Raw genomic sequence first — 25166 nt, 5'->3', positions numbered from 1 at the left:
TCGCTATGAAAGGACGATCTTATGGCCATGGAAGTCCTGCTCGACGTTATGCCTGCCCTTCTGAATGTTTGTGCGGAAGTTCACGCTTTGCGGCTCATCGCCTTCCATGATCATGCTCTCGATGGCGGACCGGTACCGGTCCTCGTTTGATCGGTGCGCGAGAAACAATTTGTTGGAAATATAGGCCACAGGGACGACAGCGCGCGGCGTGCTCAAAAATGCATTTACAGCCTGATTAACGCCAATAGTCAGCGGATTGAGGAAATCATCCACGGCGATGACGCCTTCAGATCCCAGAACCTGCTCGCAAAGAAGAAGGTCACGATACACATTTTCGAAGTCATGCGCCCCGTCGATGCTAATGAAGCGGGGCTGCTGGATGGCCGCCGCAATCTCGTGCGGCGTCACGCTGGATGATTGCCGCCGCCAAATCGCGAAGGACTTTTTGCCGTCAGGGCCGAATACCCTACCAAGCTCATCCACCACGCGCTGCTCCGGCGAATACTGGAACGTATCGATACCCAGCGCGGTCGAATCGGTTGCTATCGCGGAATCGACCAAAACCGCAAAGTATTTGCCACAGAAAACGCCGATCTCCAGAAGGTTTCCCGTGATGCCTTGGTCGGCCTGCCAGCGGAGAATATCCATCGTTCTGTGAGCTGTCGTCTTATTAAGCCAACCCGGTATACGGTCGATTTGGTCATAGATGGCATACCGTTCGGTCAGTGCGTTTACAGGAGGTTGCATAACGCCCTTGTTCAACTTTCTGTGAGAGTTTAGTGGCTCAGCCAACAGGTAACTCGAAAGTAAATGATTAGACATCTTACGCGCAATAGCTTCGAAATTATTTTTCTATCGCGTCGATGTTCCGATCAGTTACCATTGTCTTCAGTTAGATTCCTTGTTCAGGCTCAACTGAAGCTTCGTTGTGCCGGGACGATAATACGATTCTTGGGTCCAAAGTCAACGACCCGCAAAGCATACGCCGCTTTTGGATGTCGTAATAGCCGCGGCCCGAGTCTGATGGCGAAGGCCGGACGCTTATCCCCGTGTCATGATGAACGGGGTTCCGTTTGAAGCCTATGAACCGCCCCCAAGCATGCAGATCGTAGAACAAGCCAGAAAACGTCGAAGCACAGCCCTTCCGTTGGCGGCATTTACCCAATGCTTGCGCGTTTTTCAGAATTGAAGCAAAAAGCAATCATACGGCTTGGGAAGCCTTTCCCAGTCATCCTCGTGCAGGAAGCAAGACTTGACGGGTTCCGGATCCACCGAGTGCGGCTGAAGTAAAGGATCGAAAACCATGTCGTCGATCCGGTCTCGATTGCATCATCGCGCTGGCGTCGGCATGCAAGGACCGACCGGTTCGATGGCGAGGCGCCGCTTCACGCGCTTCTTGCGTATGAGCGCGGCGCACCATGAGTCTGCGCGATGGTCAAGACGCCGCCTACCGAGGATAGAGGATCAGCGCCGTCTATGCCGCAATCGCAAGAACAAATAGAGCTGTTTCACGATGCCCGACAAAACCGTTCAAGACGATAAGGCAATTGTCGCAGGATTCGAGCGGCGGCGCGGGAGCGGACGAACACTGATTTTGCAAATCCACCGCACGATAGGCTTATTCGCGGGCGCAGTCTTCGTTTTGATCGGGCTCAGCGGAGCGCTCCTCGCCTATCGCGAGGACATCGACGAACAACTGAACGCGTCGATCATGCGCGTTGAGAAGCCGCAAAAAAACTCCGTCTATCGCCCGATCGACGAGATCATCGCCGCTGCGGTCGCCCTGATGCCGCCGGACGGCAAACTGGAAAGGCTCACAATGCCTCGCGGGCCTAAATCGGCCGCGGCGCTAACCTACATCGTCGAGACGGATGATCTCGACACCTACGCCTATGAAATATTTGTCGATCCCTACACTGCGAAAGTCAAGGGGCAGCGGCTTTTCCTGCATGGCGACGATCCGCTCTCGCAGCCGCTCGTTGCGAGCCTCATGACCTTTCACTGGACTTTATTGCTTGGCGTCAACAACGCTTACATCGTCGGAGCGTTGGGAATAGCGCTTTTCTTCTCGTTGATGCTCGGTCTGTATCTCTGGTGGCCGCTCAACGGCAACTGGCGGTTGGGTTTGAAGGTCAAATGGGGCGCCAGCCCCGAGAGAGTTGTGTATGATCTGCACAAGAGCATCGGCGCCTATTGTGCGGCTATTTTATTGATCACGCTGTTTACGGGAGTCGCCATGATCTTCAAACCGGCGACGCGATCCGTCGTCAATCTGTTTTCGCCTGTGCGAGCGGATCCGGATTTTGGAAAATCGACGCCGGGCGCTGGACGCCAGCCGATCGGCGCAGGCGAGGCGGCGGCGGTCGCGAATAAGGTGTTCCCTGACGGCAGGCTTCACTGGATTCTCTTCCCGAGCAGCCCCACGGCTGTTTATGTCGTCGGCAAGCAATCGGATTGGGAGCCGAACCAGACAAAAACCTATCGAAACGTCGGCGTGGACCAATACACGGGCCAGGTCCTGGGCGTGCAAGATCGTAGTCGTTTCACAGGGAGCGAGACCTTCCTCGAATGGCTGTTTCCGATACACAGCGGCGAGGCGTTCGGAGGCCTCGGGCGTCCAATCGCTCTGCTGATCGGTTTGTCGCCCCTCTTCCTCTTCCTGACCGGCGTTACGCGATGGCTACAAAAACGCCGCGCGTTGTCGCGCCCGACGTTGTTTTAGGTTTTCCCTCGTCCGCGGCCAGGAGAAACGTGGCGGAGTGCGCCGTTTACTGCCCGACGCGGATTGGCATTTCGATCGTGTCTTCCTTGTTCTTGGCTTCCCCGAACGCGACCTTGAGAACATATTTCCCTTTGTGGGGGACCGTCGCTTCCAGTGTTGCAAATCCGCTCGGATAGGGCTTCGAGGGCAGAGAATTTATCGGCTTGAGAGCGCCGTCGGATTCCTCCTGAAAGAATGAAAGCGCGACAGTTTCGCCCCTGGCTTCCTTTTCCATGAGAGTGATGGAGAAAATGACCTTGCCTGTTCCCGGCACCCGGTCGCAATATTCGTCATATTTGGTCAAATCGTCTGTTGCGCCTCCCGCGCTTTCGGATGAATCCGCCAGAAAATAAGTGGTGAGGTGCACTGAGTAAAAATCGCTCACGCCGAGACATTCGGATATCGTTCGGTCGCCTGCCTTTACGGCGGGTTTCAGCGTATGCGCTTTCCAGAAGTCGCTCACATATTGGTTGAAGGCGGGTCCCCACCATCCATAGGAAAAAACGGCTCCATTGACGCCCCCGAGTAGAACAATGCCCAGAAACAGGATCAAGTTTAACCGACCGGTCGGAGTCATCGCTTTGGCTTCCTTTCCCTCTCGACATTGAGCGCCTTCAACGCTTTTCTTGTTCGAATATGTCGCGGCGCGTCGCTCTCTCGAATTCAATTCAGGGGCGCACCTCGAATTCCCAGGCGCCGCTCACGAGATGGCCGTCGGCGGACAATGCGCGGTAGCGCACCGTATATTTCCCGGCAGTCAACGAATTGACGCTCACCGAAACATGGGCCGGATCGGCGCCGTCGATAGCTGCGTCGCGCTTGTCCACCCGTTCGCCGGATGCGCTGACGACCGCCAGGGCGGTGAAGGCGTCACGGATACCCGCGTCGTACCAAACATCGACCTTACCAATATTGGCGTCGGCGACGCCGCCCTGCGCTGGAGAAGTGCGGACGATAATCGCGTGCGCCAGAATGATCGGCCGCTGTGCTGGGGTCGGCGGCCGGGACGGGAAACTGAGCTCGATTTTTCGCGCCGGGGCGGACTGCCTGCGCTCCGGTTCGCCGGGCGCGAGGCCGTTCCCATAGGCCGCTGCGCGCTCGGGCGCCGTTGCGACCGCCAGAATGGCCCCGGCGAAAAACGCGATCCGTTTGCCCGCAAAAGCGTTCTTGTACCTATGCTGAAATTTCGTCATCACGCCCGACCTTCGACACGAAGAGTCCTCAGTTTGCCGCTTCCGGCGCATTCCGCCAATGCCCAAGGACCCAACCCATCCGCGTCGCCCGACCCGGACGCCCCGCCCAACGACGCCGCCGGACTTGAGCTTGTTATTCCTCGCACAATATGCACAATCCGCCAACAATGCATACGCAGCGTCTTTCCGTCACGTCAAGGGAGCCATCGGCAATGGCGCGGTCTATGGGAATCGCAGTCGCCGCCCTATGGGCGATGATTTTTCTCGTGACGGCCGCTGCCGCCCACACCGCCGATATTTCCAGCAGCCGGATCGTGCCGGAAGGGAATGGCCATTATCGCGTCGATGTCGGCTTCCTGGGCACGGATATCGAGCGGATGTTCGCTGAAAACAAGAAGGAATTAAAGGACATCGACCTCACCGAGCCGGGCGTCATCGAAGCGATGATCGGCAAATTCATCCAGAAACGCGTCGCATTGCAAAATGAGGAAGGCCAAACCTGCCCAAGCACGGTCGTCTCCGTTGGCGAAGACCCCACCAATCCTTATGATTCCAAGGCTATTCTGAGGATGGATTGCACCGCCGTCCCCGGGCAGATCTTCTACAACCCGTTCGAGCTCCTGAAAGCGCAGGGGCCACGCGCGAAGCATCTCGTCAGCATCGGCGAGAAGGACGACGCGTCGGCCTTGACCGAAGCGCAACGAATGGGCCGGGAGCCGGCGCCGGGTCAGGTCATGATCTATCCGGGCGACTCGCTGATCGATCTCTCGAAGCCCCTGCTCTCTCCCTGGCGCCTCGCGCCAAAATTCTTTGCGGCCGGTATCGAGCATATTATGACGGGATACGATCATTTGTGCTTTTTGCTCGCGGTTGTGCTGTGGGCGTCCCGCGCCTGGCCGGTCGTCAAGATCGTGACCGCCTTCACCATCTCACATTCGATTACCCTGTCGCTGGCGGCCCTTCAGGTGGTCAATATCCCTAGCGCATGGACCGAAACAGCGATCGCGCTTTCTATTATTTATGTCGCCATCGAAAATTTCTTTACGCGCAAGGTCGAGGGGCGGTGGCGCGACACTTTCCTCTTCGGCTTCGTCCACGGCTTCGGCTTTGCCAGCGGCTTGACTGAAATGGGCGTGCCGCAACGTGCGATTGTGCCGGCGCTCGCAAGTTTCAACCTCGGCGTCGAAGTTGGTCAGATTGGCGTCGTGATGGTGGTCGTCCCGCTCCTTGTGCTCATCGACAGACTGTTTTTCAACGGACAGCGCAATCTGCGCCTGGTGCAGATTTGCTCCGGGGTCATCGCCTGTTTCGGGGCATACTGGTTGTTCGCGCCGCCCGCATAGGCGACGGTCCCGCGCGCGTGGAGGGGCGATGACATCCCCTCGGACAAGTCCCGACCCTCCAGCGACGATTACCCGAGGACCGGGCTAGCCGGACGATTTGCCAAGCGCAACCGGCGGACCGCTGGCGTTGATCATGATCTGGCTGGCGGCTTTGTCGCCGATGATCGTTACAACCTGCCAGGCCCTGGGGCCGAGCGACGCGAGAAGCTCTCTCGCGTCGTAAACGACATCCCGCGTCGCACATTCGAAGGTCAGCACGACGAGAACGCCCTCTTCATTTGACGGGTCCTCCCCAGCTTTCTCGACTTTGCTCTGACAGGCTGCTCCTTCCACACTCTGCATCTTTATTTTTCTCGCGACGAATCTCCCTATCTCGAGTTCGAGGAGTCCCGGGCCCGAAAGGTCGATTCTGCCCAAGCCAGATAATTGCCTTCGGAACATCTCTTCGAAATCAGTCGCCAGGATGCTGACTTCCACAGTATAGTTTCTATTGTTTTCGAAAATTTTGGCTGCGGATATATCCGGCTGGATGTATGTGTTCGGCACGGCAGCGCCGGCTATGCCGACGTTGACAGCGCTAATTGCGACAGCGCATTTCAGACCCAAAGACCAAGAAAGTAAAGACATTCGATCGCTTTTCATCTGTGCGCACGATCGCAAGCGACCGAATGCGGAGGCGCGCAAGAAAGCCCCGTTTTCCTTTGTTGCGGCCGTCTCCATTCTATCCATTAGATTCGCCCTTCGTTACATCCTCAGTTCATGAAGGCCGAGCTAGAATAAGATAATTTTTTAGCTTCTGCACACCCCGTCTGTTCACATTCGCAGCAGGCGCAGACCAAGGCCGGAATGACTATGGACGCAAAACTGATCTGCAAGGAGAATCAGCGCATCACGGCCCGCCGCCTTCAGCGCTAAACTGGACACCTCCATAAACCCCTGGGCAAAATGCGCTTGAGCTGATTCACTCATATCATGTCGCGAAGGGGATGGCGGGCATGACGAAAGAAGCTCCCGGTTTTTTCGATGTGGACGAGCGCCTGGCGGAGTTGTCGGCCAAGGGCGACGATCTGGAGCGGCTGAACGCTCTCGTCGATTTCGAATTGTTCCGCCCTTCTCTGGAGTCGGCGGTTCCGCGCGGGGATCGCTCGAAGGGCGGGCGGCCGCCATTCGATCATGTGTTCATGTTCAAGATCCTGATCCTGCAGGCCATGCATGCGCTCTCCGACGAGCGCTGCGAATATCTGATCAAGGACCGGCTGTCCTTCATGCGCTTCCTCGGCTTGGGGCTCGCCGACGCGGTTCCCGACGCCAATACGATCTGGTCGTTTCGCGAGGCGCTGAAAAAGGCCGACGCCGTCGACGCCCTGTTCGCGCGCTTCGACACGGCGCTGCGCGAAGCGGGCTTTCTGGCGATGAGCGGACAGATTGTCGATGCGACGATCGTCGCCGCGCCCAGGCAGCGCAATACGCTTGAAGAAAAGAAGGCGATCCGGGACGGCCGCATTCCGAATGGCTGGACGGACAAGCCGAAGAAGCTCGCGCAGAAAGATCGCGACGCGCGCTGGACGGTGAAATACAGCAAGGCCAAGCCGCGCGAGGATGGCTCGCTTCCGCCGGTCGATCTGGCCATTGCGGCGTTCGGCTACAAGAATCACGTGTCGATCGACCGCGGCTTCGGCCTCATCCGCAAATGGACGGCGACCCACGCCGCCGCGCATGACGGCGCGCGGCTCGAAGACGTTCTGGACCGGACCAACACGGCGAGCGACGTCTGGGCGGATACGGCCTATCGCTCGGCGAAGAACGAGGCCATGCTGACACGGCGCGGCTTCGTCTCGCGCATCCACAGGAAGAAGCCGCAGGGCCGGCCGATGCCGGAACGCGTGCGGATCGCCAATGCGCAGAAGTCGAAGGTGCGCAGCGCAGTCGAGCATGTGTTCGCCTTGCAAAAGGGACCGATGGCCCTCTTTGTCCGCACGATCGGCATCGGAAGGGCCAGGGTCAAGATCGGCCTCGCCAATCTCGCCTACAACATGCGCCGCTTCGTCTTCCTGAAGGGAAAATACGCAACGGCCTGAGGCCGGGAGCCGACAGTAAGGCTGCCGCAGCCGCCTGAGGCCAAGATATCAGCCAGCCCAATCCGCGCTCGCGAGACGGTCGCCGGTATGCGACGACCTCCACCAGCCAAAATCGCGGTTTATGGAGGTCTCCAACTTTCATATGGATTTTCAACGCTCGACAGCCACCAAATCAGCGCTGCGCCACAAGGGGGTATGACAGGCTGCTAAGTCGTCGAAATATGAACGTTTTCCTATTACAAAGTTCCTGCCCGCGCCATTTTCAACATCGTAGGCCATTGTTTTTTCTCAACCCGACACTCCACCATGATTCGCGCTAAACCGTTTCGGCGTGAACACGCAAGATATAGGAAATTTTAAAAATCCGACGTCAGCATTTCATATGTTGGCCCCTTCTCTTCTCCGCGCGGTCTACCCGGAACAAGGCGTCGCCAAAATGAATGGATCGCAGTTTCCACTTTGAAACGGCGGCAAATTTCCAGAGGCGCCGTACAGATTGTCGGGCGCCGCTGGCAAGAAGCATGTCGGAAAAGATGACCAGTCGATTCATGGATGCAAGTCGACCGCTCCCTTGCCAGGAGCCTAAATCTTGTCGTGACATGGTCTTTTTTGCCAACACCGCCCGACGTCAAGTTCAGCTATTGTATTTCCTTTCGCCCGCAACCCAGGTTTCGCTGATTTTAATTTCACCAAGCTTTTCGGGCTGCGTCTTGTAAGGATCGCTCTCCAGAATGACGAGGTCCGCTTCCTTGCCCTTTTCAAGTGAGCCTATCCGGTCGCCAAGGCCTATTTGATGCGCGGCGTTTATAGTGACCGCCCGAAGCGCCTGATCTAGCGAGACCGCCTGATCCGGACCGATAGTCGAACCGTCTATCGCACAGCGGCGCGTGATCGCGGTGCTTACAAGCGCGAGCGATCCCGGCGGCGAACATGGCGAGTCCGTGTGCAAGGTGAACGGAAGGTCGGCTTTGACGCATTCACCAGCCGGATCTGTAAACGCAGTCCGCTCCGGGCCAAAGATTTGATCCCGATATGCAGCGCCGTAAAGTCGGACATGATTCATGAGGAAGCTCGGTTGTACATTGAGCTTCTTCATGCGCTGGATCTGGTCGGGTCGCGCCATCGTCGAATGTTCGATACGGTTGACGCCGTCCGACACTGACGCGCCATAAGCAGCCTCAATGGCGTCAAGAGCAATGTCGATTGCATAGTCGCCATTGCAGTGAATCAGCACCGGCAATCCGGCCGCCTTGACCTCGGCCACCATTTGCTTCAGCGTTCTAGCGTCGAAGTTCGGCGCGCCTTTCTCTTGCGTTCCCAAATAGGGCAACGTCTGTGCGCCGGTCTCTGTCTGGTTCGACCCATCGCCGACAATCTTTATGCCGTACAGGGAGAACAGCGAGTTTGGCAGTTGCGTGGCTTTGGACCCAAACCCAAGATCGCGATACGGTTCAATCCCCTTCATATCTTCATACATCAGGCTCGCACTGGTGCGGCAAGCGGCGCGCGAGGAAAATTTTGCAAAGGGAGCAATCCATTCAGAGCGAAGGGTGCCGGGTTCGTGCACCGTTGTATTGCCGACGGCCGCAACGGAGCGCAGATAATCCCCCATTGCTTTCGCAGCGAGTTGGGGAGTGATCTTCGGAAAAGCAAGTAGCGCAAATTTTTTCAGCGCGCTCTCTTCGTACACAAGCCCGTTCAGTTGTCCCTTCTCGTCGCGACCGAAATGCCCTCCACCCGTTAGAACGCCTATATCCTCCGGGATGTTCGCGACTTTCAACGCCATGCTGTTGACGCACGCGTCATGTCCATTTGTATACCAGACAAAAATCGGATGGCTGGTCGACACTCCATCCAGCTCCTCGCGTGAGAGGTCGCCGCCCTGCAGGAGATTATCGAAATTGGAGCAACTGATCCATTGACCGGGCGGCGTGCGCATTGCGATTGCACGCAATTCTGCGAGCAATTTCCCGCGCGTGGGAAATTTCGTGTAGCCAACGTCATTGAGAAGCTCGAAAATCAGGGAGGCGAGGACCGTATGGTGGTGGGGGTCGATGAAACCCGGCATCATGACGCGTCCATCGAGATCCACAATTTTCGTGTTTCTCGATTTGAGGCCCATTACGGAGCTTTCGGAGCCGAGCGCCAGAATCTTGCCGTTTGCAATTGCGAGCGCTTTCACTGAAGCGGATCCGGGAACCGGAATGATCTTCCCGCCCTTGAAGATGACATCGGCTTCCGTTTCCGCCGCCGTGGCAGAACGGCCGCTTGCGACAGCGGCGGCCGCGGTAGCTGCGGCGACCGAATACGCCATGAAATTACGCCGAGAGGGGCGGATTGAGGCGCCGCCAAACATTCGATCGCCGCCACTTTGATGGAGATCGCTATCGAAAACGAGAGGGCTGAAACAACCGCGGCACATGAGAGGGTCTCCGGGAAGGGAAAACTACCCAAGAGTGTAATCTCAATTTTGTCGGCGGAAAACCGCTTGTTTTAGGCGACCCTTCGAAAACTTCCTGTCCTGCTAAAAGGCATGAGCAAAAAACGCGGGAGGCGCGCGACGATGGCGACTACCCGACCCTTATTTGTCGTCAATTAACATCGTCAAAGGAGGTCAGCGCTAACGCTGACCAGGCGAGCATCGAAAGCCGGAAAACTGAGCTTCCCTTGCGGAGCCGATTTCAGTTTCTGACAATTCAACTCACGCTATTCGCTCGATCGGCAGCCGACGTCGCTATGCAGACGTCAATTGGACTATATTGCAGGCAAAGGCTGGATCGGCAGCATATCGGTAATTATTTCAAGCGTATGTCTTGGCTATTTTTCAATGCAATCGCCAATGTTTCGAGCGAAGCCGCCCGAATTTCATTGCGCGATGCCGTTCCTTGATCTGGCCATATACAGAATCCCCTATTGTCTTCCTTCACACGCGCCGCTTCCGGGCGGAACAGTCGCGAGACATTGTCGGGCGTCATTGGTTCATAAGACAAGCGAGCGGCAACGCCGGCGCTGGTCGCTGGTCGGAACGATCGACGCCGGCGCGCTTACAGAAATTAGTTGAAACTAAATCAGAAATTCAGACTTCCCTTTTCGATCCAACCGCTGACATTTTGGCCGACGGCATGCACCTGCGCCCATCTGCCGTCCTCCCCGATTACGTCAACCGAAGATCCGAAGACGGCTCTATCCAGAATTTTCGCGTTTGCTCTCGGCGCCTCCCGAATTGCGGCATTGTTCCCGGAGACGAGCGCCGCGCGGTGTTTTATCGGCGCCTTATTTTCTGTAAGGGCTATGCCAGATTCTGCTGTCTTGTGCCCGGCGACGCGCTTTTGCTTTTCGGCAGGTCTGTATAGTGTCGCATGGCGCTCTTTCGTCGAGGTCAGAGCCGAAACGGCGCCGAACACAACCGCCGTGGCGACGAGGCACTTCAAAACCAAGGCAACATATTTTCCCCTATCTCCACCAAGGAATGCCGGCGCCCAAATTCTTGGCGCCGTCCCGACCGACGTTTGCGATCGGCGTTGCTTCCTTGCGGGCTTCCTGTCGATACGCGTGGGGTTGGTCGTGATGGCCGCCATGAGAAATCCTCGAACGCTTCGAGCGACCATAGAGCGATAAGGGATTTAAAGGATCGTTGACATCGGCTGACCGGACGCGTCGCTTCCTATTGGCCGGTCCGCCGGGCGGCGCGCGCGACCGCACCGGCCGATCCCGGCCGCTCCAGATTTCACCTAGTCGATTTCGAGCGCCTTGCTTTGCGAGCCGTCGACATTGATCGCCGCAAAACATTCAGAAATTGATCACCCTGGTGTCAGGTTGTTTGGCGGCCGAATGGAAGTCGCTCATGCCGCCAAGCTTCACACGCTTGTCCAGTTTCGCCGCATCCAGTCCTCGAGCTTCGAGGCAGGGCTTGCAGACGAGGACCGACGCGTCGGGATGACCGACGACGTCCTCATATTTGTTGGGCGGCCCGACTGGCACGAGCCTGACGGCCGCTCCGTCGACGGCCGTAAAAACGGAGTCGGCGAACAGCATCAGCGTCACCTTGCCCCCGTCCTGAAGCGCCGTCGCTGCGAAGATAAAGGGCAGCATGGCCCTGGTCGGATCCGTTGGCCCATAGGTGGCGGAAATCACAAAATGCATCGCTTCCCTCCAATCTTTTCCGTATCCTGTTCATAATATCATCAATAGCTGAAGAGTGCGCGGAAGGCGCGGCGAGAAGGGAGCGCCGGTTTCGGCCGTTCGGGCATGCTTATGGTGCAGGGCCGCGATATGACGACGGCGGCGAAAACGAAGCAATTGTATACTCGCTCGAAAAAACATTGTCCTGCCCGCGCAGATAATCGAACGCCGCTTTCGGCAGACCCGAGATTCAGCCGGCATGGACCGCTGAATGGCGGAGCGCGGAATACGCCATGTCAAGTATCCACGCGACGATTGCCGGCCAAGGAACGGAAACAAAGCATCGTGAAACGAATCGAAAACCCGATATTTTGGTAATAGACAGCGAACGCACAAAAATCGCGTCGGCTCCAAATTGGTATACATTCTCCGGACAATGGATTTCGTTGACAGTCAGAAGCACAAATCCATCACTGAGCATGGGGTATGCATTTCTCTATTTTCGATTCACGAGAGCATCTAGGCAGGTGCAATGAGTTATGCGATTGTTTATTTATCTCATCTCGTTACTCAGGAGAAAATATGAAGAAAATTCTCACGGCCATCGCGGCACTGGTCCTCCTCGCGGCGACCTCGATCCCCGCTGACGCCTGGGTCAGAGGGCCGGGTGTTGGCGTTGGTCGTCCGGGGGCCCGCGGTTTTGGCGGCGTCGGCGGCCCGGGGCGGGTTGGAGTTGGGCCGGGGTTGCCCGGTCGCCCGACGCCCTACCGTCCCTATGTCGGCCGCGTTTATCGTTGAGCCGAAGGCGGGCAATCTATGGCCGCTCAGTTTGCTGGCGGCCATGGGTCATGCACTTCGCCTGTTTTGGCCGACGGTTCGCGACATAAACGCAGAGCCTGCAAATTTCGGTAGAAGCTAGTTTCTAAATATCCGGCGCCGGAGGCTCCGGTCGCTGATTTAATCTGGCTGATTGAAGCGTTGATGGCGTGCATGCGACATGGCACCATCATCATTGGATCAAAATGACGCATGGTCATCGAGACGCGATCATTGCATGACTTGGCAATCGGCGTCTCCTATGGGGTTTCTCCCCATAGGTCACTGCTCTTCTGGTTTACAGCGCCGATTTGGGGCAAAATCTCTCATTGGCGCTTTCGTCGTCGCGACGTCGCCGAAAGCGAGGATGAACCGAGGTCGACCATGGAATGGCGAGGGACGGACTCAATGCGCCCTGCGTTGCGCATCGACGGACTTTCTCTCAAATGGCTTGCTATTGTGCTTGCGGCTGCCGGACCGACCGCATCCGCCTCGGGTCAAGACGGCTGGCGAGAATGGGACGCCGGCGATGTCACATTTCTATCGCCGCCGAGGTTGCGCGCGCCTGGCGTCGACCGGCAAACGCCTGCGCAAGTAGACCGAAATGGGCCCGACTGGAATTTTACGATTACCGATAACCCCAACCGCCCGGATCGCGGCGCGACATTGACCTTCGTTTGGTCTCGCGACGTGACGGAGGAGCCGACAGGCGACGAAGTGATGTCGGATGCGCGCATGCGCCTGGGCGGGCGGGACGCCAGAAAAATCACGTGGCGCACGCCCTCGATGGGTTGGCGCGGCTACGATGTCATCATCGATGGCGGTGCGAAGGACGGCGCGCGATTCAGGTTCACTTGCCACGCCCCCGAATTTCGATGGCGGGAGACGCGCAGCCTTTGTGATCGCGTCGCTGAAACAATCCGTTTCCCGAACGAAACCGCGCAGGTCGCCAAGCCGTCGGACGAAGCTTCTCCGCAGCAGCAGCTCGAGATCGCGCGCGAACGCCTTGCGCTGTTCTTGAAGAATCAGGCGGTCGCCGAATGGCAGGGCGCTTATGAGGCGGCGAAAAAGGCTGTCGCCATGGAGCCGAGGAGCTCGGAGAATTGGCGGATTTACGGCTACGCCAATTCCCTCGCTCCGGCGGATCGGGAGAAATATGCTTCGCAGGCCGAGTCCGCGTATCGCAGATCGATCGAACTGGACGCGCGCAACACTCAGGCCCGGTTCCTCCTTGCGAGCCTCCTCATCTCCAGAGATTCGCTCGCGCCCGCCATCGAACAGATCGAAACGGCGCTCGACGTGAAGCCAGAGCTTGCAACCTGCAAGGTCGTTGAAGATCTTACGCATCTATACCAAAAGACCGGAGAGAGGGATCGCGGCGTCTCTTTTTATAGCGGCTTCGTCGTCCGCCATCCCGAAGCGCGGGCGGTCGCCCTGGGACAGGCTATCCTGTTGAAAGATACAGGCAAGCGCGCCGAAGCCCTGCTGGTGCTGCAAAAACTCGCGACTGATCCGAGCGCGGCGCCGGATGAAACGGCGCAGGCGCGCGCGCTTTTGAACTCGTGGCTCTGACGAGGCAAGATCATGAAAACACCTGTTGCCAGCGCCGCCCTTCCTGAGGGCGCGTCGCGCACGAAATGCGAACCCCGTCCTCGCGCCGCGCTTTGCGCGAGCGCCACATGGTTGCTCGCGATCATCACTTTTGCCGGCGCCGGAACCATTGTGTCTTCGCCGACGCAGGCCCAAGGTTCTTTAGTAGATCGCACATTGGATTGGGCGTCGGGCAAAACAGCCGGCATCGAAAATAGAGAGCGCATCCTGACCGTGCTCACCCACCAGCGCGTCATCAGCGTTCGCAATGGGCGGATCGAAGTCAACGATGAGAAGGCGCTGAAAGACTATTACCAAAAGCTGCGCACTCACAATGTGCTCAGGAACATGCCGCCGTTCAATGACGACCCATACGATGAAAAGGCGGGTCAGTTTTGGCGAAACTTCTTCGACGAGAAGGATCACTCAGGCGATCCGACTCTCCCGCGGATCGCAGATCCCTTCGCCAATCCGAAGCTTGCGACCGCGATTCACAATGAGTTGAGGGAAGCGACAAGTCCCGATGACAGCATAAAATACGCCGAAACGGCGAACGAATTGAAAATGCGCGGCATCGACGTGATGAACCAGCAGTTGCGCAAAGGCGTGGCGATTGGCGCGGAAGCGATGATCCAGTCGCTCAACGCCATCACCGGCGGCGCCTCAGGTCAAACGGTGAAATGGGTCGAAGCCGCGGCCGAAGCCGGCCAGAAGGCGAGTGAAAATCCCGCCGCCGCCGTTCAGAACACGATCAACTCAAAAGTCGACGACGCGATACGCGACATCTTCGGCGATAAGGTCAAGGCGGCCATAGGCGCGGACAATTACAAAAAGATCATGGATGGCTACAAAAAATATGGCGACGAGCAACAGCGCCTGAAAGCCTTCATGGACGACATGTACGCCAAGACGGGCGACGAGCGTTACAAGACCGCCTCGGGTCTTCTCGACAAGGCCTCCACCGACGAGATCAAGAAGAAACTCAGCGAAAAATCGAAGGAACTGGTCGAGGCCGCAAAAGGCAAACTGGCCGGCGCCGACAAGGACAAGGAGCCAAAGACCGAGAAAGAAAAAGAGGAGAAAGAAGGGAAAGAGACGGAAAAGCAGCCCGGCAAAGATAAGACAGCCGACAAGGGAAAACCGTCAACGGCGACGAAAGCCGAAGACGAAGCGGGGAAGGACAGTCGAGACGGGTCCAAAACGCCCGACGCCGGCAAGACGGCGCAGACGGGCACGAAATCATGGGCCCAGATGACCAATCAGGAAAAACGTGAAGCGCTGAAAGCGAACGACCCCGCCGCATGGGCGGCTTTAGGCAAGCTGGTCGTCAGCGACCCATCGCAGGCGACGGCGATCCTCGATTCAAAGAAGGGCGACGAAACGTCCGGCGCGAGCGGCGACGCGCCGACCGGCGGCGACGCTGGGACGGCCGAGATCGGTCAGGCGATCGCCGATGCCGGCGCAGCGGATATCCGCAAGCCCCCTGCTGCGACCTCGGACGCCAAGCCGGTGACGTCACCGGAGGTCAAGAACGATGCGCAGGCCGACGAAGAGCATCCGATCGCGCCGCCGGCCGAGACGCCGCCGCAGACTTCCACTGCGCCCGCAACAGCCGGGACAACCGAGGTCGAAGGCGGATGGCTGCAAGACAAGAATGGAAAGACGAAGGTCGTCTATATCTACGATGCGAAAGGCAATCGCATTGGTGGTTATTACGTTCACTATGACAAGGATGGTCGCGAAATCGGTCGTGACCCATTCAAGGAAAGTGGTGACGAAACGCAGCAACAGCCGGGCGCCGTGTTGGATGGCCGGTATCAGGGCCGGATAACTGGAAAGTCCTCTGGCACGATCACCCTTACCGTCTCGGGCTCCAACGTCTCCGGCACGATCAAGGGCGTCTATTCGGGCGACTCATTCACCGCGCGTTTCTCCGGCTCGCTTAATTCCGATGGCTCCTTCGACGCCGCCGCGCAGGGCGTGTTATACGGAGACTGGGGTGACAGGGTTACGCCCTACCGTGTCAGCGGCCACGTGAAAGGCCGCGTCGACGGTCGCAGGGGCGCGGGCTCGTGGTCCGGCAAGAACCAGTGGGGCAGCGACCAGGGCGCGTGGCAGGCGTCAAAATGATCGCCGCCCCGCGGGAACAAAAACATCGTCGACGACAGAACGCCGCCGCCTCACCAGGATAGCGAGTCGCCGAACAATTCGACGAATGGATTGCCGGCGGCTGCTTGCGACGGAGCGGCGTAGTTTCCACGACCGCGGCTTCTTGCAGAAGCATGAACGCCGGGCCCGCGAACTCTCGAATAACCGCCCGGTCTGGCGCCGGATATCGTAATGTGACCGCCTTCCGAGCGAACCATGTCGTAAAGTTGTTTTGCATGCCATGGCGCGAGCCGAACGCAACCATGTGACGCGGGACTGCCCAGTGACCCTGTTTCGTAACTCCCATGTATTGCATAGCCGCCGCGGAAGAATATTGAATGGGGCATCGGCGACATATGGTATTTTCGCGAATAATGCATGCGCTTCATGCTCTTCGGCGAATAGCTCCCGCGCGGCGTCACATATCCGGCGCGAGCGGTCGAGACGGGCCACGCGTAGCTGCCCCTCGAAGATTGCACATACATTGTTTGCGTCGACAAATTGATGTGAATGCGCGTATAGGCGGAGGCCGGCGCATTGGCGGCGATAGCGGCTACCGCAACCGCCAGGGCTCTGATCGACAAGCGCATGGTGACCTCCGCCTTTCGGGTAGGAGTTTGAGACAGAACATCCGAGGTAAAGCAGAAAACGGCAATCGGTTCGTTTTGTTAAGGTTTATAGCAACAGACGCCAGATTTGGCCCCGTGCGGAGCGGATGGACAATCGCGGACGCTCACGTCGCCAGTGAGGTCGCGCCAGCCAGAATCTCCTGCAGGACGGCGCCGCCGGCGCGAATCTCGTGACTTGAGTCGTCCAGGTCGTCGCCGACGGGCTCCGCGCGGCCGCCGAGATAGCGGGCCAGGAAAAGCTCCATGACGGCCTTGAAGGCGATGTCGTTTCCGGGCCGATCGAATCCGTGGCCTTCATCGGGATAAACGACATAGATCACGGGAACATGTTTCTCCGCCATCGCCGCGACAATCTGGTCGCTCTCGGACACTTTGCATCGCACGTCATTGGCGCCGTGGCCGATCAACATGGGCCTTGTAATGTCGCCAGCGCGGTGAAGCGGCGAGCGCGCCTTGAGCAATGCGACGCCGTCGGGCGTGCGCGGATCGCCGATGCGGTGACACTCCTGTTCGTAGAAGGAAGTCCAATAGGGCGGCGGATTGGCGAGCATCGTCTCCAGATTGGTGATCCCGACCACCGGAACGCTGCAACAAAATACGTCCGGCGTGAAGGCGGCGCCGACAAAGGCGGCGTATCCGCCATATGACGCGCCATAGATGGCGATGCGCTCGGGATCGGCGACGCCCTCTTCGATGGACCAGTTGACGGCGTCGATGAGGTCGTCGTGCATCTTCCCGCCCCACTCGCGGTCGCCGGCCCGGGTGAAGGCCTTGCCGAAGCCGGCGGAACCGCGGAAGTTCACTTGCAGAACCGCATAATTGCGGTTCGCGAGCCATTGGACGTCACGATTGTAACGCCAGCTGTCGCGCGCCCACGGTCCGCCATGCACGAGGACCACCATCGGCAGCGGATGGGCGGGGCGCGCGCCGGTCTCCGACGCGGGCAAGGTGAGATAGCAGACGAGATCGAGCCCGTCGCGCGCCTTGATGACGACGCCGTGCATGGGCGCGAGTTTCGCCTCGTCGAGCTTCGGCCTCGCCGAGAACAGGAACGTAATCGCTCCACTGCGCCGGTCGAGCAGACGCCATGAATAGGGACGATCCGGACGCTTCACGCCGACGACCCAGAGCGCGCCGTCATCGGACTGACTCTCGATTTCGATCGTCGCGTCGAGCTCACGCTCAAGCATCATAAGGTCGCGTCCGACAGCGGGGTCGACGACGATCCATTCGTCGCGGATATATTCGGCGCAAGCTGCGGTCACCTCATAGGTGCGCGGGTCGATCATCCACCCGGAGATGTCCGCTTTCTCATGGCTGGCGATGAGCGTCCGGGTTCCTGTGGTCCAGTCGACCCGAAACACGACAGCCTTGTCGCGGCCGACGGAACTGCGCAGGAACCAGGCGTCTCCGGCGCGATTGACGTGTAGCGGCTCCGTGACGAGCACATCGTCGGCCTCGATCGACATCGCTTCTTCGAAGGCGGCGCCGCTCCATTTCAGAATCGCCGAGCCGCTCCCTCTGTCTCGCATCGTCGCCGCGAGTCTCGGCCTCAGCGCGCTGTCGACGACGAAGCTCGCGATTTCATCCGTGTTCTCGTAGACGAGGCGGCGCTCGCCCGTGCGGATATCGACAATATAGAGGTCGTGCCATCGCGCGTCGCGATCGTTCATGCCGACTGCGACGAGATGCGGATCATCGTGATGCATGCCGAGGAGGATCGCGAACAGGTCGGGACAGGGCGTCAGATTTCGCGCGGCGCCGTCGAGTCCGACGCACCAGAGATTATAATTCTCGTCGCCGTCCCTGTCCTTGAGGAAAAGCACATGCTCATTGGTTCGCGCAAACCAGTGCGTGAAGATCGGTCGATCCGTCTGACGCGTCAACGCACGGGCCCTGGTCAAATCGTCTCTCGGCGCGACCCATATGTTCATGACCCCATCGACTGCCGCCAGCCAGGCGAGCCAGCGCCCGTCGGGCGAGAGTTGCGGGCTGGAGGCGCTGGCGTTCTCGAAGAAGGTCCTGCGCGGGATGAGGGGGATGGTCCTCTCGTTAGACATGCGTTTCTCGCCCTGCGACAGTCGAAGTTTCGTTTTCGCGTCGCGATCGCCGTTAATTATAGCCGCCCATTATCCGTATCCATCAACCAAAGATTTTCATCGGGCGGTCAAATCGGCTTGCTCCCTGCATATTTATCGCTCGCGTCTGTTTTCAGACATGCGATTCCTTTGTTAATGTAATGCTTGATGAATGCGCGTTCCATCCTGAGCGCGCCAATATCGAGCATGTCATGAACGAGGCGCGTCGGGAAGCGAGCATGACCTTCACATTTGGTTCCGATAGACAATATTGACGAAGAGGCAGCGCCGTATGAATATCCTGGGGATCAATGCTGTTTTTCACGAGTCCTCCGCTGCGATCGTCGTCGATGGAAAGGTCGTGGCGGCCTGCGAGGAAGAGCGCTTCACCCGCATCAAGCACGGCAAGGAGGCGCGGGTCGACAACCCCCAGGCGCTTCCGGAAAACGCCATTCGTTTCTGTCTGGATTACGCGGGGCTCAAAGCCGACGACGTCGACTTCGTGGCCTATTCATTCGAACCAAAGCTCCGTCGCACGAAGTTCCATGCCGATTGGTGGCCGGACAGCCGCCTGGAGGCTGACTTTCTGCGATCGCTCGACGCCGTGGATGACGCCGTCTCGAAAGTCATGGGCCGGCGCATCGGCAAGGCGCTCAAATTCACGCCGCATCATCTCGCGCACGCCGCCTCGGCCTTTTATCCGTCCGGCTTCGACCAGGCCGCGATTCTCGTCGTCGACGGCATCGGCGAGGCCGATTGCTCGATGCTGGCGCGCGGCGACGGCCTGCGCATAAAGACCCTCGAGACGTTCACCTATCCGCACTCCCTGGGGTTCGTATGGGAGCATGTAAGCGTCTATCTCGGCTTTTCGGCCTATGACGCCTCCAAGGTCATGGGGCTCGCAGCCTATGGCGACCCGGAGGTCTTTCGCCAGCAATTCGCAAAGATCATCCGGATCGGGGAGGACGGCTATGCGGTCGATCCAGACGCGATCGGCTTCCAGTCGCTCGAACCTCGCGGGCTCGACGCCCTTTTCGGGCCGCGGCGCGAGCCGGATGGCGAGATACTGCCTCACCACATGCATGTGGCGGCGGCGTTGCAGGCGGCCAATGACGCCGCCGTGATCGCGCTCCTGCGACGCCTCGAACACACGGTCGGAGGCGAGCGCCTTTGCCTCGCCGGCGGCGTCGCGCTCAATTGCGTCACCAACGCCTTGATCAGCCGGATGAGCGCCTTCTCGGACCTATTCATCCCACCGGCGCCGCATGACGCCGGCACGGCGATCGGCGCGGCGCTCGTCGTTCACTGCGCACAGCCCGGCGCCAGCCGGCCCTCGGGCGGCGCCACTCCCTATCTGGGTCCGGAATTCGACGAGCGCGAGATCCTCGCGGCGGTCAAGGCGGCCGGGCTCAAGCCGCACAAATGCAAGAACGCCGCCCGCGAGGCGGCCGACATGATCGCCGACGGCAATATTGTCGGCTGGTTTCAGGGTCGCATGGAATTCGGACCGCGGGCGCTCGGCAACCGGTCGCTTCTCGCCGACCCGCGCCGACCCGACACGAGGGCGATCCTCAATCGCCGGGTCAAGCACCGCGAGGATTTTCGACCCTTCGCGCCCAGCGTTCTCGCCGAACATGCGGAAGAATGGTTCGATATCGGCCCGCCCTCGGCGAGCCATGAATACATGCTCTTCGCCTGCGCGGCGAAGCCCGGCCGCGCGGACCGCATTCCTGCAGTGATCCATGAAGATGGCTCCGCTCGCGTGCAGATCGTGCGGCGCGCGTCCAACCCGCGCTACCATGCGCTGATTTCACATTTTTACGAGCGAACCGGCGTGCCGCTGGTTCTCAACACCTCCTTCAACGACAGCGAGCCCATCGTCTGCACGCCCGCCCACGCCATCGCGACCTTTCGCGGCGCCGGGCTCGACGCGCTGTTCATGGGGGATATCCGCCTCACGTCCGAGACGTGAGGCGGCGCGCCGACGGCGACGGGGGGCGTATTGACCGACGACATTCGCACGCTATACTAACCTATCGTATGGATTTTTGGGCCTTTTTGTAGGGAGGGTGTCATGGCGCGCTCATCAGACGACTCGCAAAACAAACGTGGTGGAAAGAAAGCGCTCGGCGTGATCGGCGTGTCGCTCTCGCTCGCCGGCGCGGGCTGCGCGACCAGCGCCCCCGCGGACGCCTCGACGACGCCGGCGACCAGCAACATGCGCACGATCGACCTCCATGAGGAAGAATTGTTCGACGTGGGACTGAGCTCCTTCCGCCTTTTCGACCGCGAAGAGGTCAAGGACGCCAAGGGCGAGCAGGTCGCTCAGTGGTGGGGTTGGGGCTGCCGCGGTTGCCGTGGTTGCCGTGGTTGTGGCGGCTGCCGGGGATGCAGGGGCTGCGGCGGTTGCCGTGGTTGCCGTGGCTGCGGCGGTTAACGTCGCAACTCGCCTCGTGACTGCGGGTCCGGCGACAAGTCGCCCGCAGAGCGAACGTGGCCTCGGGCCGATCTTTTGGGCCGAGGCTTCAGGGTCTGCCGTTACGTGCGGAAAAATCATGAGCTTCCGCAGGCGCCTGTTTCCGTTTCCAGGATTCCTGTAATCTAGTCGTTCAAACTCGTTGCCGGCGGGTTGCAGCGAGACGATGGAGCGCGCGCCAGCCAGATGACAGTCGAAGCATCCACACTGCCTTCCCCGGAGCAGGATGCGCGGGGCCGGGACGGCGACGTCCTTCGGTTCTCGCCGAATTTTTCCGTCTATATCCTGCCTCCCGACGTCGTCTGCCTCTATTCGGAAGACCGGAAGTTTTTTCTTCGCGGCGCGCTTTATTGCGCTCTGGCGGAGCGGATCGGCGCGGGCGAAGACGTCCACGCCATTTATCACGCGCTTTCCGCCGACTTTCCGTCCTCGAAGATAGACGAGGCGTTCAAGCGCCTGCGCGAGCGCCGCTTCGTTGTCCCCGCGGGCGTCTCGGAAGACGTCGCCGCGGCCTATTGGGCGAGCCTAGGGCTGCATCCCGAGGCGGCTGCGGAAAATCTGCAAAAGGTTTCGGTTCAGATCGAATCGCTCGGCGTCAACGGCGCGAGCGCGCTGGAGGAAGCCCTCCGCGGTTTCGGCGTTCAGGTCGTGAAGCGGTCTGGCGATTTGTCCGTCGTGCTCGTCGGCGATTATCTCGACGGCCAGCTCGAGGCGCTCAACCGCAAGCGCCTCGAACAGAAAAAAGACTGGCTGCTCGTGCAGCCCTCGGGCATTTTCCCCCTGGTCGGCCCGATCTTCAGCCCCGGCAAGAGCGCCTGCTGGAGCTGCCTCGCCGACCGCATGAAATGGAATCGGCAGGTCAAGGCGTTCCTCGATCGCAAGTCCGCGCATTGCGTCTCGGTCTCGCCGCTCGGCGCCAATCCGCTCGGGCGCAGCGGCGTCGGCCTTGCGGCGGCGGAGATCGGCAAGGCCATCGCCAGCGGCTTCCGCACGGATCTGCATCATCACATCGTGAGCCTCGACATGATGGGCTCGGAGGTCGCCCGGCATTATGTGCCGGCGAGACCGCAATGCCCTGTCTGCGGCAGTCCCGAGGCGCGCGACCCGGCCCGGACGCCGACGCCCGTCAGGCTGCGTGCCGGCGGGCGGATCGTCGTGACGAGCGGCGGCTACAGATCGGTGCCGCCGGGGGAGACCGTCGCCCGTTATCGCAAGCATGTGAGCCCGCTGACGGGCGTCGTGTCGCATCTGGAGCGGATCAAGAGCGAACAGCCGCTCGACGCGAGCTTCATCGCGCGGCACAACTTTTCGCCGCGCCCCGAAACCGTCGAAGCGCTCCAGGCCGGATTGAGCGGCGACAGCTATGGCAAGGGCAGCATCGCCGAACAGGGCGAGGCCAGCGCCCTGATGGAGGCTATCGAACGCTATTGCGGGATTTTCCAGGGCGACGAGATCAGGACCGTTCGCCGTTATACGGATTTCCTCGCGGGCGAAGCGATCCTTCCAAATGACATTCTGAACTACAGCGACGCCCAATATGAACAGGGCGGGGATTGTGGCGGCTGCTCGCCCGACGGCGCGCCGGCGCGTTTCGATCCCGATGCGGAGACGGAATGGTCGCCGGTCTGGTCGCTGCGCGACGAGCGCTTCAAATATGTGCCTACCGGGCTTTTGTATTTCTTCCATGAATCGGGCTGCGCCAATCGGATCAGCGCCGATTCCAATGGCTGCGCCGCGGGCAATACGGTCGAAGAGGCGATCCTTCAGGGGTTCCTCGAACTCGTCGAGCGGGACGCTTACGCCATCTGGTGGTACAACCGTCTGCGCCGGCCGGAGGTCGATCTCGACAAGATCGGCGACAGCTATGTGCGCGACCTGCGCGCCGTCTTCGCGGCGAAGGGCCGTGACATCTGGGCGCTCGACGTGACGAGCGATCTCGGCATCCCCGTCGTCGTCGCCGTCGCCCACTGGACCGAGGACGGCCGCGAATTCATCGAAGTGGCCGCGGGCGCGCATTTCGATCCGCGCATCGCCACGCTGCGCGCCATGACCGAACTCAACCAGTTTCTCGCCATCGAGAGCCTGCGGGGTCGTCCCTCGGGCGGGCCCGACGACGATTACGGCAACGATCCCCTGCCCCTCCGCAAGCACGCCTATCTCAAGCCACAGGGCAAGGCGTCGTTCGGCCGGTCGCGGTTCAAGAATTTCGGCCAGCTCGACCGGCGTGAGCAGGTGCTGGCCTGCGTGAAACTCGCCGCGCGCGCCGGTCACGATTTCCTCGTCCTCGATCAGACGCGCCCCGACGTCGAGGTGCCGGTCGTGCGGGTGATCGTTCCGGGACTGCGGCATTTCTATCGCCGGTTCGGCCCCGGCCGTCTCTACGACGTTCCCATCACGCTCGGTCTGCGCAAGCGGCCGGTGCGCGAGGCCGATCTCAATCCCCTGTTTCCGCGAACCTGACTTGCGCAGCGATCCGCCCCACCCTCCCGCCCGGCTCTTCGCCCGGCTCAACCCCGGCGTCACGGTCGAGGACGACGGGGCGGGCGGCCTTTCCGCATTTTTCGACGGACGGGGACTGCGGCTCGGAAAGTTCAGCCCCGGCCTGATCGAATGCGCCGCCGACCTCGCGTCGGGCGTCGCGCTCGAGGATGACCGGGATCGGGAAATCGAACAAGAGATAGGCGAACTCGTCCGGCGGCTGGCGCTTTACGGTCTCGTCGAATATCGCCTCGCCTGCGCGCAGGACGGGCCCGATCTGATGGTCGTCGAACCACAGATACGAGACTATGCGCCGAGAATATCCGGGCTGGATGACGATCGCGCGCTTGTCCTGTCGCGTTTCGCCTATGTGCGTCGGCGCGGCGCCGACATGGCTCTCGAGTCGCCGCGCGCCGGCGCGCTCTTTCGGCTGTGCGCCCCGAGCGCCCTGGCGATGATCGGGCGATTGTCCGAACCCCGCACGGTGAGGGAGCTGCGCGACGCGCCGGACTTTCCGGGCGTCGAGTTTCTGGCGCTGCTCCTCGAAGCGGACATTATCTTCACGCCGCCCCCCGGCGCGGACAGGGGTTTGCGCGCCGCCGAAGGCGACAACGATCTCATCCTTTGGGATTTTCACGATCTTCTGTTCCACACGCGCAGCACCAACGGACGGCATGCGAACCCCGCCGGCGGTCTTTACGCCCGCGCGCATCTCGTGCCGCCGCCGGCCGCCGTGCGGCCCGGCTGGCCGGGGACGGCGATCGAGCTGACGGGTCTCGACACGGCGCCGGCTTCGCCCTTCGCGCAGATGCTGCGACGCCGCCATTCGACCCGCAACTACGACGCCCACCATCCCATCACGGCTGCGCAAGTCGCGCGACTTCTCGACGGCGCCGCGCGCATCATATCGCGCGAGCGCTTGCGGGACGACGAGGGCGGCGAGGGGTTCGAGATCGCCGCGCGCCCTTATCCGTCCGGCGGCGCAAGCTACGAGCTGGAGCTCTATCTCGCCGTCGACAAATGCGATGGTCTGGCGCGCGGCTTCTATCATTACGACGCCGACCGTCACGCGCTCCTTCCGATCGAGACGAACGAACGCCTGCTTGCGGCGATGCTCGAAGACGGGCAACTCGCCATGGGCGCGTCGGCGCCCCCGCAGATCCTTATCACGATGGCGGCGCGCTTTGGCCGCGTGTCATGGAAATACAGCGGCTTCGCCTATGGGCTCGTCCTCAAGCACGTGGGCGTGGTTATGCAGACGCTCTATCTGATGGCGACGGAGATTGAGATCGGCGCCTGCGCAATCGGCGTCGGTGACATCGACCTCTTTTCCAGAATGACGGGCCTCGAATTTCACATCGAAGGCGCGGTCGGACAAATGGCGATCGGAAGCGCCGGCGCGGCGCGCGACGAATTTTGACGCGCCGAGCGGCTGCGCCCCTACCGGTCATGGG

At 60.1% G+C, this 25166-nt stretch carries 21 protein-coding genes; 10 read left to right on the top strand and 11 right to left on the bottom strand.

Features of this window, described 5'->3' with window-relative positions; all coding sequences use genetic code 11:
* Positions 1-3: 3 nt before the first annotated feature.
* The gene (locus LG047_RS14355; protein WP_227967467.1) at positions 4-648 is read right to left on the bottom strand and encodes a class I SAM-dependent methyltransferase; all 645 of its coding nucleotides are present in this window, start codon (positions 646-648) and stop codon (positions 4-6) included.
* Between the two features lie 865 nt (positions 649-1513).
* Here LG047_RS14355 and LG047_RS14345 point away from each other — a divergent pair.
* A complete protein-coding gene (locus LG047_RS14345; RefSeq protein WP_227967466.1) occupies positions 1514-2722 on the top strand; it encodes a PepSY domain-containing protein in 1209 nt (402 codons plus the stop codon).
* A gap of 46 nt (positions 2723-2768) precedes the next feature.
* Here LG047_RS14345 and LG047_RS14340 read toward each other — a convergent pair whose 3' ends face one another.
* Positions 2769-3338, bottom strand: a complete 570-nt coding sequence (locus LG047_RS14340; protein ID WP_227967465.1) for a hypothetical protein — start codon at positions 3336-3338, stop codon at positions 2769-2771.
* A 91-nt stretch (positions 3339-3429) separates the two neighbouring features.
* Positions 3430-3954, bottom strand: a complete 525-nt coding sequence (locus tag LG047_RS14335) for a copper resistance CopC family protein (protein WP_227967464.1) — start codon at positions 3952-3954, stop codon at positions 3430-3432.
* Between the two features lie 212 nt (positions 3955-4166).
* Between LG047_RS14335 and LG047_RS14330 the strand changes: the two genes are divergently transcribed.
* Positions 4167-5297 carry a HupE/UreJ family protein gene (locus tag LG047_RS14330; protein WP_227967463.1) on the top strand — a complete coding sequence of 377 codons (1131 nt, stop codon included), beginning with the start codon at positions 4167-4169 and terminating at the stop codon, positions 5295-5297.
* 84 nt (positions 5298-5381) lie between these two features.
* Here the strand turns inward: LG047_RS14330 and LG047_RS14325 are convergent, their stop codons facing one another.
* Entirely contained in the window at positions 5382-6017 is a 636-nt protein-coding gene (locus LG047_RS14325) for a hypothetical protein (protein WP_227967462.1), read from the bottom strand.
* Positions 6018-6110: 93 nt separating this feature from the next.
* A complete protein-coding gene (locus LG047_RS14320; RefSeq protein ID WP_227967461.1) occupies positions 6111-6266 on the bottom strand; it encodes a hypothetical protein in 156 nt (51 codons plus the stop codon).
* A gap of 26 nt (positions 6267-6292) precedes the next feature.
* On the opposite strand from LG047_RS14320, the gene LG047_RS14315 reads away from it, so the two are divergent.
* Positions 6293-7375, top strand: coding sequence for a transposase (locus LG047_RS14315; protein WP_227965592.1), 1083 nt, complete (start codon positions 6293-6295; stop codon positions 7373-7375).
* Between the two features lie 634 nt (positions 7376-8009).
* On the opposite strand, the gene LG047_RS14310 is transcribed toward LG047_RS14315, so the two are convergent.
* The 3 genes from LG047_RS14310 to LG047_RS14300 form a co-directional block, all read right to left on the bottom strand.
* The gene (locus tag LG047_RS14310) at positions 8010-9689 is read right to left on the bottom strand and encodes an amidohydrolase (protein ID WP_227967460.1); all 1680 of its coding nucleotides are present in this window, start codon (positions 9687-9689) and stop codon (positions 8010-8012) included.
* Positions 9690-10443: 754 nt separating this feature from the next.
* Complete coding sequence (locus LG047_RS14305) at positions 10444-10953, bottom strand: SH3 domain-containing protein (protein WP_227967459.1); 510 nt, start codon at positions 10951-10953, stop codon at positions 10444-10446.
* 211 nt (positions 10954-11164) lie between these two features.
* Positions 11165-11518: a DsrE family protein gene (locus tag LG047_RS14300; protein ID WP_227967458.1), complete on the bottom strand. Its 354-nt coding sequence runs from the start codon at positions 11516-11518 to the stop codon at positions 11165-11167.
* Positions 11519-12079: 561 nt separating this feature from the next.
* Here LG047_RS14300 and LG047_RS14295 point away from each other — a divergent pair.
* On the top strand, positions 12080-12295 hold the full coding sequence (locus tag LG047_RS14295; RefSeq protein WP_144259608.1) for a hypothetical protein: 216 nt from the start codon (positions 12080-12082) through the stop codon (positions 12293-12295).
* Positions 12296-12321: 26 nt separating this feature from the next.
* On the opposite strand, the gene LG047_RS14290 is transcribed toward LG047_RS14295, so the two are convergent.
* A complete protein-coding gene (locus tag LG047_RS14290) occupies positions 12322-12534 on the bottom strand; it encodes a hypothetical protein (RefSeq protein ID WP_227967457.1) in 213 nt (70 codons plus the stop codon).
* 445 nt (positions 12535-12979) lie between these two features.
* Between LG047_RS14290 and LG047_RS14285 the strand changes: the two genes are divergently transcribed.
* Positions 12980-13885 carry a hypothetical protein gene (locus tag LG047_RS14285; RefSeq protein WP_227967456.1) on the top strand — a complete coding sequence of 302 codons (906 nt, stop codon included), beginning with the start codon at positions 12980-12982 and terminating at the stop codon, positions 13883-13885.
* Between the two features lie 12 nt (positions 13886-13897).
* On the top strand, positions 13898-16033 hold the full coding sequence (locus LG047_RS14280; RefSeq protein ID WP_227967455.1) for a hypothetical protein: 2136 nt from the start codon (positions 13898-13900) through the stop codon (positions 16031-16033).
* 50 nt (positions 16034-16083) lie between these two features.
* On the opposite strand, the gene LG047_RS14275 is transcribed toward LG047_RS14280, so the two are convergent.
* Entirely contained in the window at positions 16084-16641 is a 558-nt protein-coding gene (locus tag LG047_RS14275) for a L,D-transpeptidase (RefSeq protein WP_227967454.1), read from the bottom strand.
* A 143-nt stretch (positions 16642-16784) separates the two neighbouring features.
* Positions 16785-18740, bottom strand: a complete 1956-nt coding sequence (locus LG047_RS14270; protein WP_227967453.1) for a S9 family peptidase — start codon at positions 18738-18740, stop codon at positions 16785-16787.
* A 310-nt stretch (positions 18741-19050) separates the two neighbouring features.
* Here LG047_RS14270 and LG047_RS14265 point away from each other — a divergent pair, with 310 nt between their 5' ends.
* The 4 genes from LG047_RS14265 to LG047_RS14250 all read left to right on the top strand — a co-directional run bounded on the left by LG047_RS14265 (position 19051) and on the right by LG047_RS14250 (position 25132).
* Positions 19051-20730: a carbamoyltransferase C-terminal domain-containing protein gene (locus LG047_RS14265; protein WP_227967452.1), complete on the top strand. Its 1680-nt coding sequence runs from the start codon at positions 19051-19053 to the stop codon at positions 20728-20730.
* A 102-nt stretch (positions 20731-20832) separates the two neighbouring features.
* The gene (locus LG047_RS14260; protein WP_227967451.1) at positions 20833-21195 is read left to right on the top strand and encodes a hypothetical protein; all 363 of its coding nucleotides are present in this window, start codon (positions 20833-20835) and stop codon (positions 21193-21195) included.
* Positions 21196-21420: 225 nt separating this feature from the next.
* On the top strand, positions 21421-23694 hold the full coding sequence (locus tag LG047_RS14255; RefSeq protein WP_227967450.1) for a TOMM precursor leader peptide-binding protein: 2274 nt from the start codon (positions 21421-21423) through the stop codon (positions 23692-23694).
* 1 nt (position 23695) lies between these two features.
* Positions 23696-25132 (top strand): SagB family peptide dehydrogenase, encoded by a 1437-nt coding sequence (locus tag LG047_RS14250; RefSeq protein ID WP_227967449.1) that lies wholly within the window; start codon positions 23696-23698, stop codon positions 25130-25132.
* Positions 25133-25166 lie beyond the last annotated feature (34 nt).

Origin of the sequence: Methylocystis sp. WRRC1, assembly GCF_020733155.1 — a bacterium.
GTDB lineage: Bacteria > Pseudomonadota > Alphaproteobacteria > Rhizobiales > Beijerinckiaceae > Methylocystis.
The sequence above is the reverse complement of the archived record's forward strand: the minus strand, read 5'-3'. Positions and strand labels throughout refer to the sequence as shown.

Bases quoted from the DNA above. Each gene is read 5' to 3' on its own strand.
- LG047_RS14355 (WP_227967467.1), bottom strand. From the start codon at position 648: ATGGATATTCTCCGCTGGCAGGCCGACCAAGGCATCACGGGAAACCTT.
- LG047_RS14345 (WP_227967466.1), top strand. From the start codon at position 1,514: ATGCCCGACAAAACCGTTCAAGACGATAAGGCAATTGTCGCAGGATTC.
- LG047_RS14340 (WP_227967465.1), bottom strand. From the start codon at position 3,338: ATGACTCCGACCGGTCGGTTAAACTTGATCCTGTTTCTGGGCATTGTT.
- LG047_RS14335 (WP_227967464.1), bottom strand. From the start codon at position 3,954: ATGACGAAATTTCAGCATAGGTACAAGAACGCTTTTGCGGGCAAACGG.
- LG047_RS14330 (WP_227967463.1), top strand. From the start codon at position 4,167: ATGGCGCGGTCTATGGGAATCGCAGTCGCCGCCCTATGGGCGATGATT.
- LG047_RS14325 (WP_227967462.1), bottom strand. From the start codon at position 6,017: ATGGAGACGGCCGCAACAAAGGAAAACGGGGCTTTCTTGCGCGCCTCC.
- LG047_RS14320 (WP_227967461.1), bottom strand. From the start codon at position 6,266: ATGAGTGAATCAGCTCAAGCGCATTTTGCCCAGGGGTTTATGGAGGTG.
- LG047_RS14315 (WP_227965592.1), top strand. From the start codon at position 6,293: ATGACGAAAGAAGCTCCCGGTTTTTTCGATGTGGACGAGCGCCTGGCG.
- LG047_RS14310 (WP_227967460.1), bottom strand. From the start codon at position 9,689: ATGGCGTATTCGGTCGCCGCAGCTACCGCGGCCGCCGCTGTCGCAAGC.
- LG047_RS14305 (WP_227967459.1), bottom strand. From the start codon at position 10,953: ATGGCGGCCATCACGACCAACCCCACGCGTATCGACAGGAAGCCCGCA.
- LG047_RS14300 (WP_227967458.1), bottom strand. From the start codon at position 11,518: ATGCATTTTGTGATTTCCGCCACCTATGGGCCAACGGATCCGACCAGG.
- LG047_RS14295 (WP_144259608.1), top strand. From the start codon at position 12,080: ATGAAGAAAATTCTCACGGCCATCGCGGCACTGGTCCTCCTCGCGGCG.
- LG047_RS14290 (WP_227967457.1), bottom strand. From the start codon at position 12,534: ATGACCATGCGTCATTTTGATCCAATGATGATGGTGCCATGTCGCATG.
- LG047_RS14280 (WP_227967455.1), top strand. From the start codon at position 13,898: ATGAAAACACCTGTTGCCAGCGCCGCCCTTCCTGAGGGCGCGTCGCGC.
- LG047_RS14275 (WP_227967454.1), bottom strand. From the start codon at position 16,641: ATGCGCTTGTCGATCAGAGCCCTGGCGGTTGCGGTAGCCGCTATCGCC.
- LG047_RS14270 (WP_227967453.1), bottom strand. From the start codon at position 18,740: ATGTCTAACGAGAGGACCATCCCCCTCATCCCGCGCAGGACCTTCTTC.
- LG047_RS14265 (WP_227967452.1), top strand. From the start codon at position 19,051: ATGAATATCCTGGGGATCAATGCTGTTTTTCACGAGTCCTCCGCTGCG.
- LG047_RS14260 (WP_227967451.1), top strand. From the start codon at position 20,833: ATGGCGCGCTCATCAGACGACTCGCAAAACAAACGTGGTGGAAAGAAA.
- LG047_RS14255 (WP_227967450.1), top strand. From the start codon at position 21,421: ATGACAGTCGAAGCATCCACACTGCCTTCCCCGGAGCAGGATGCGCGG.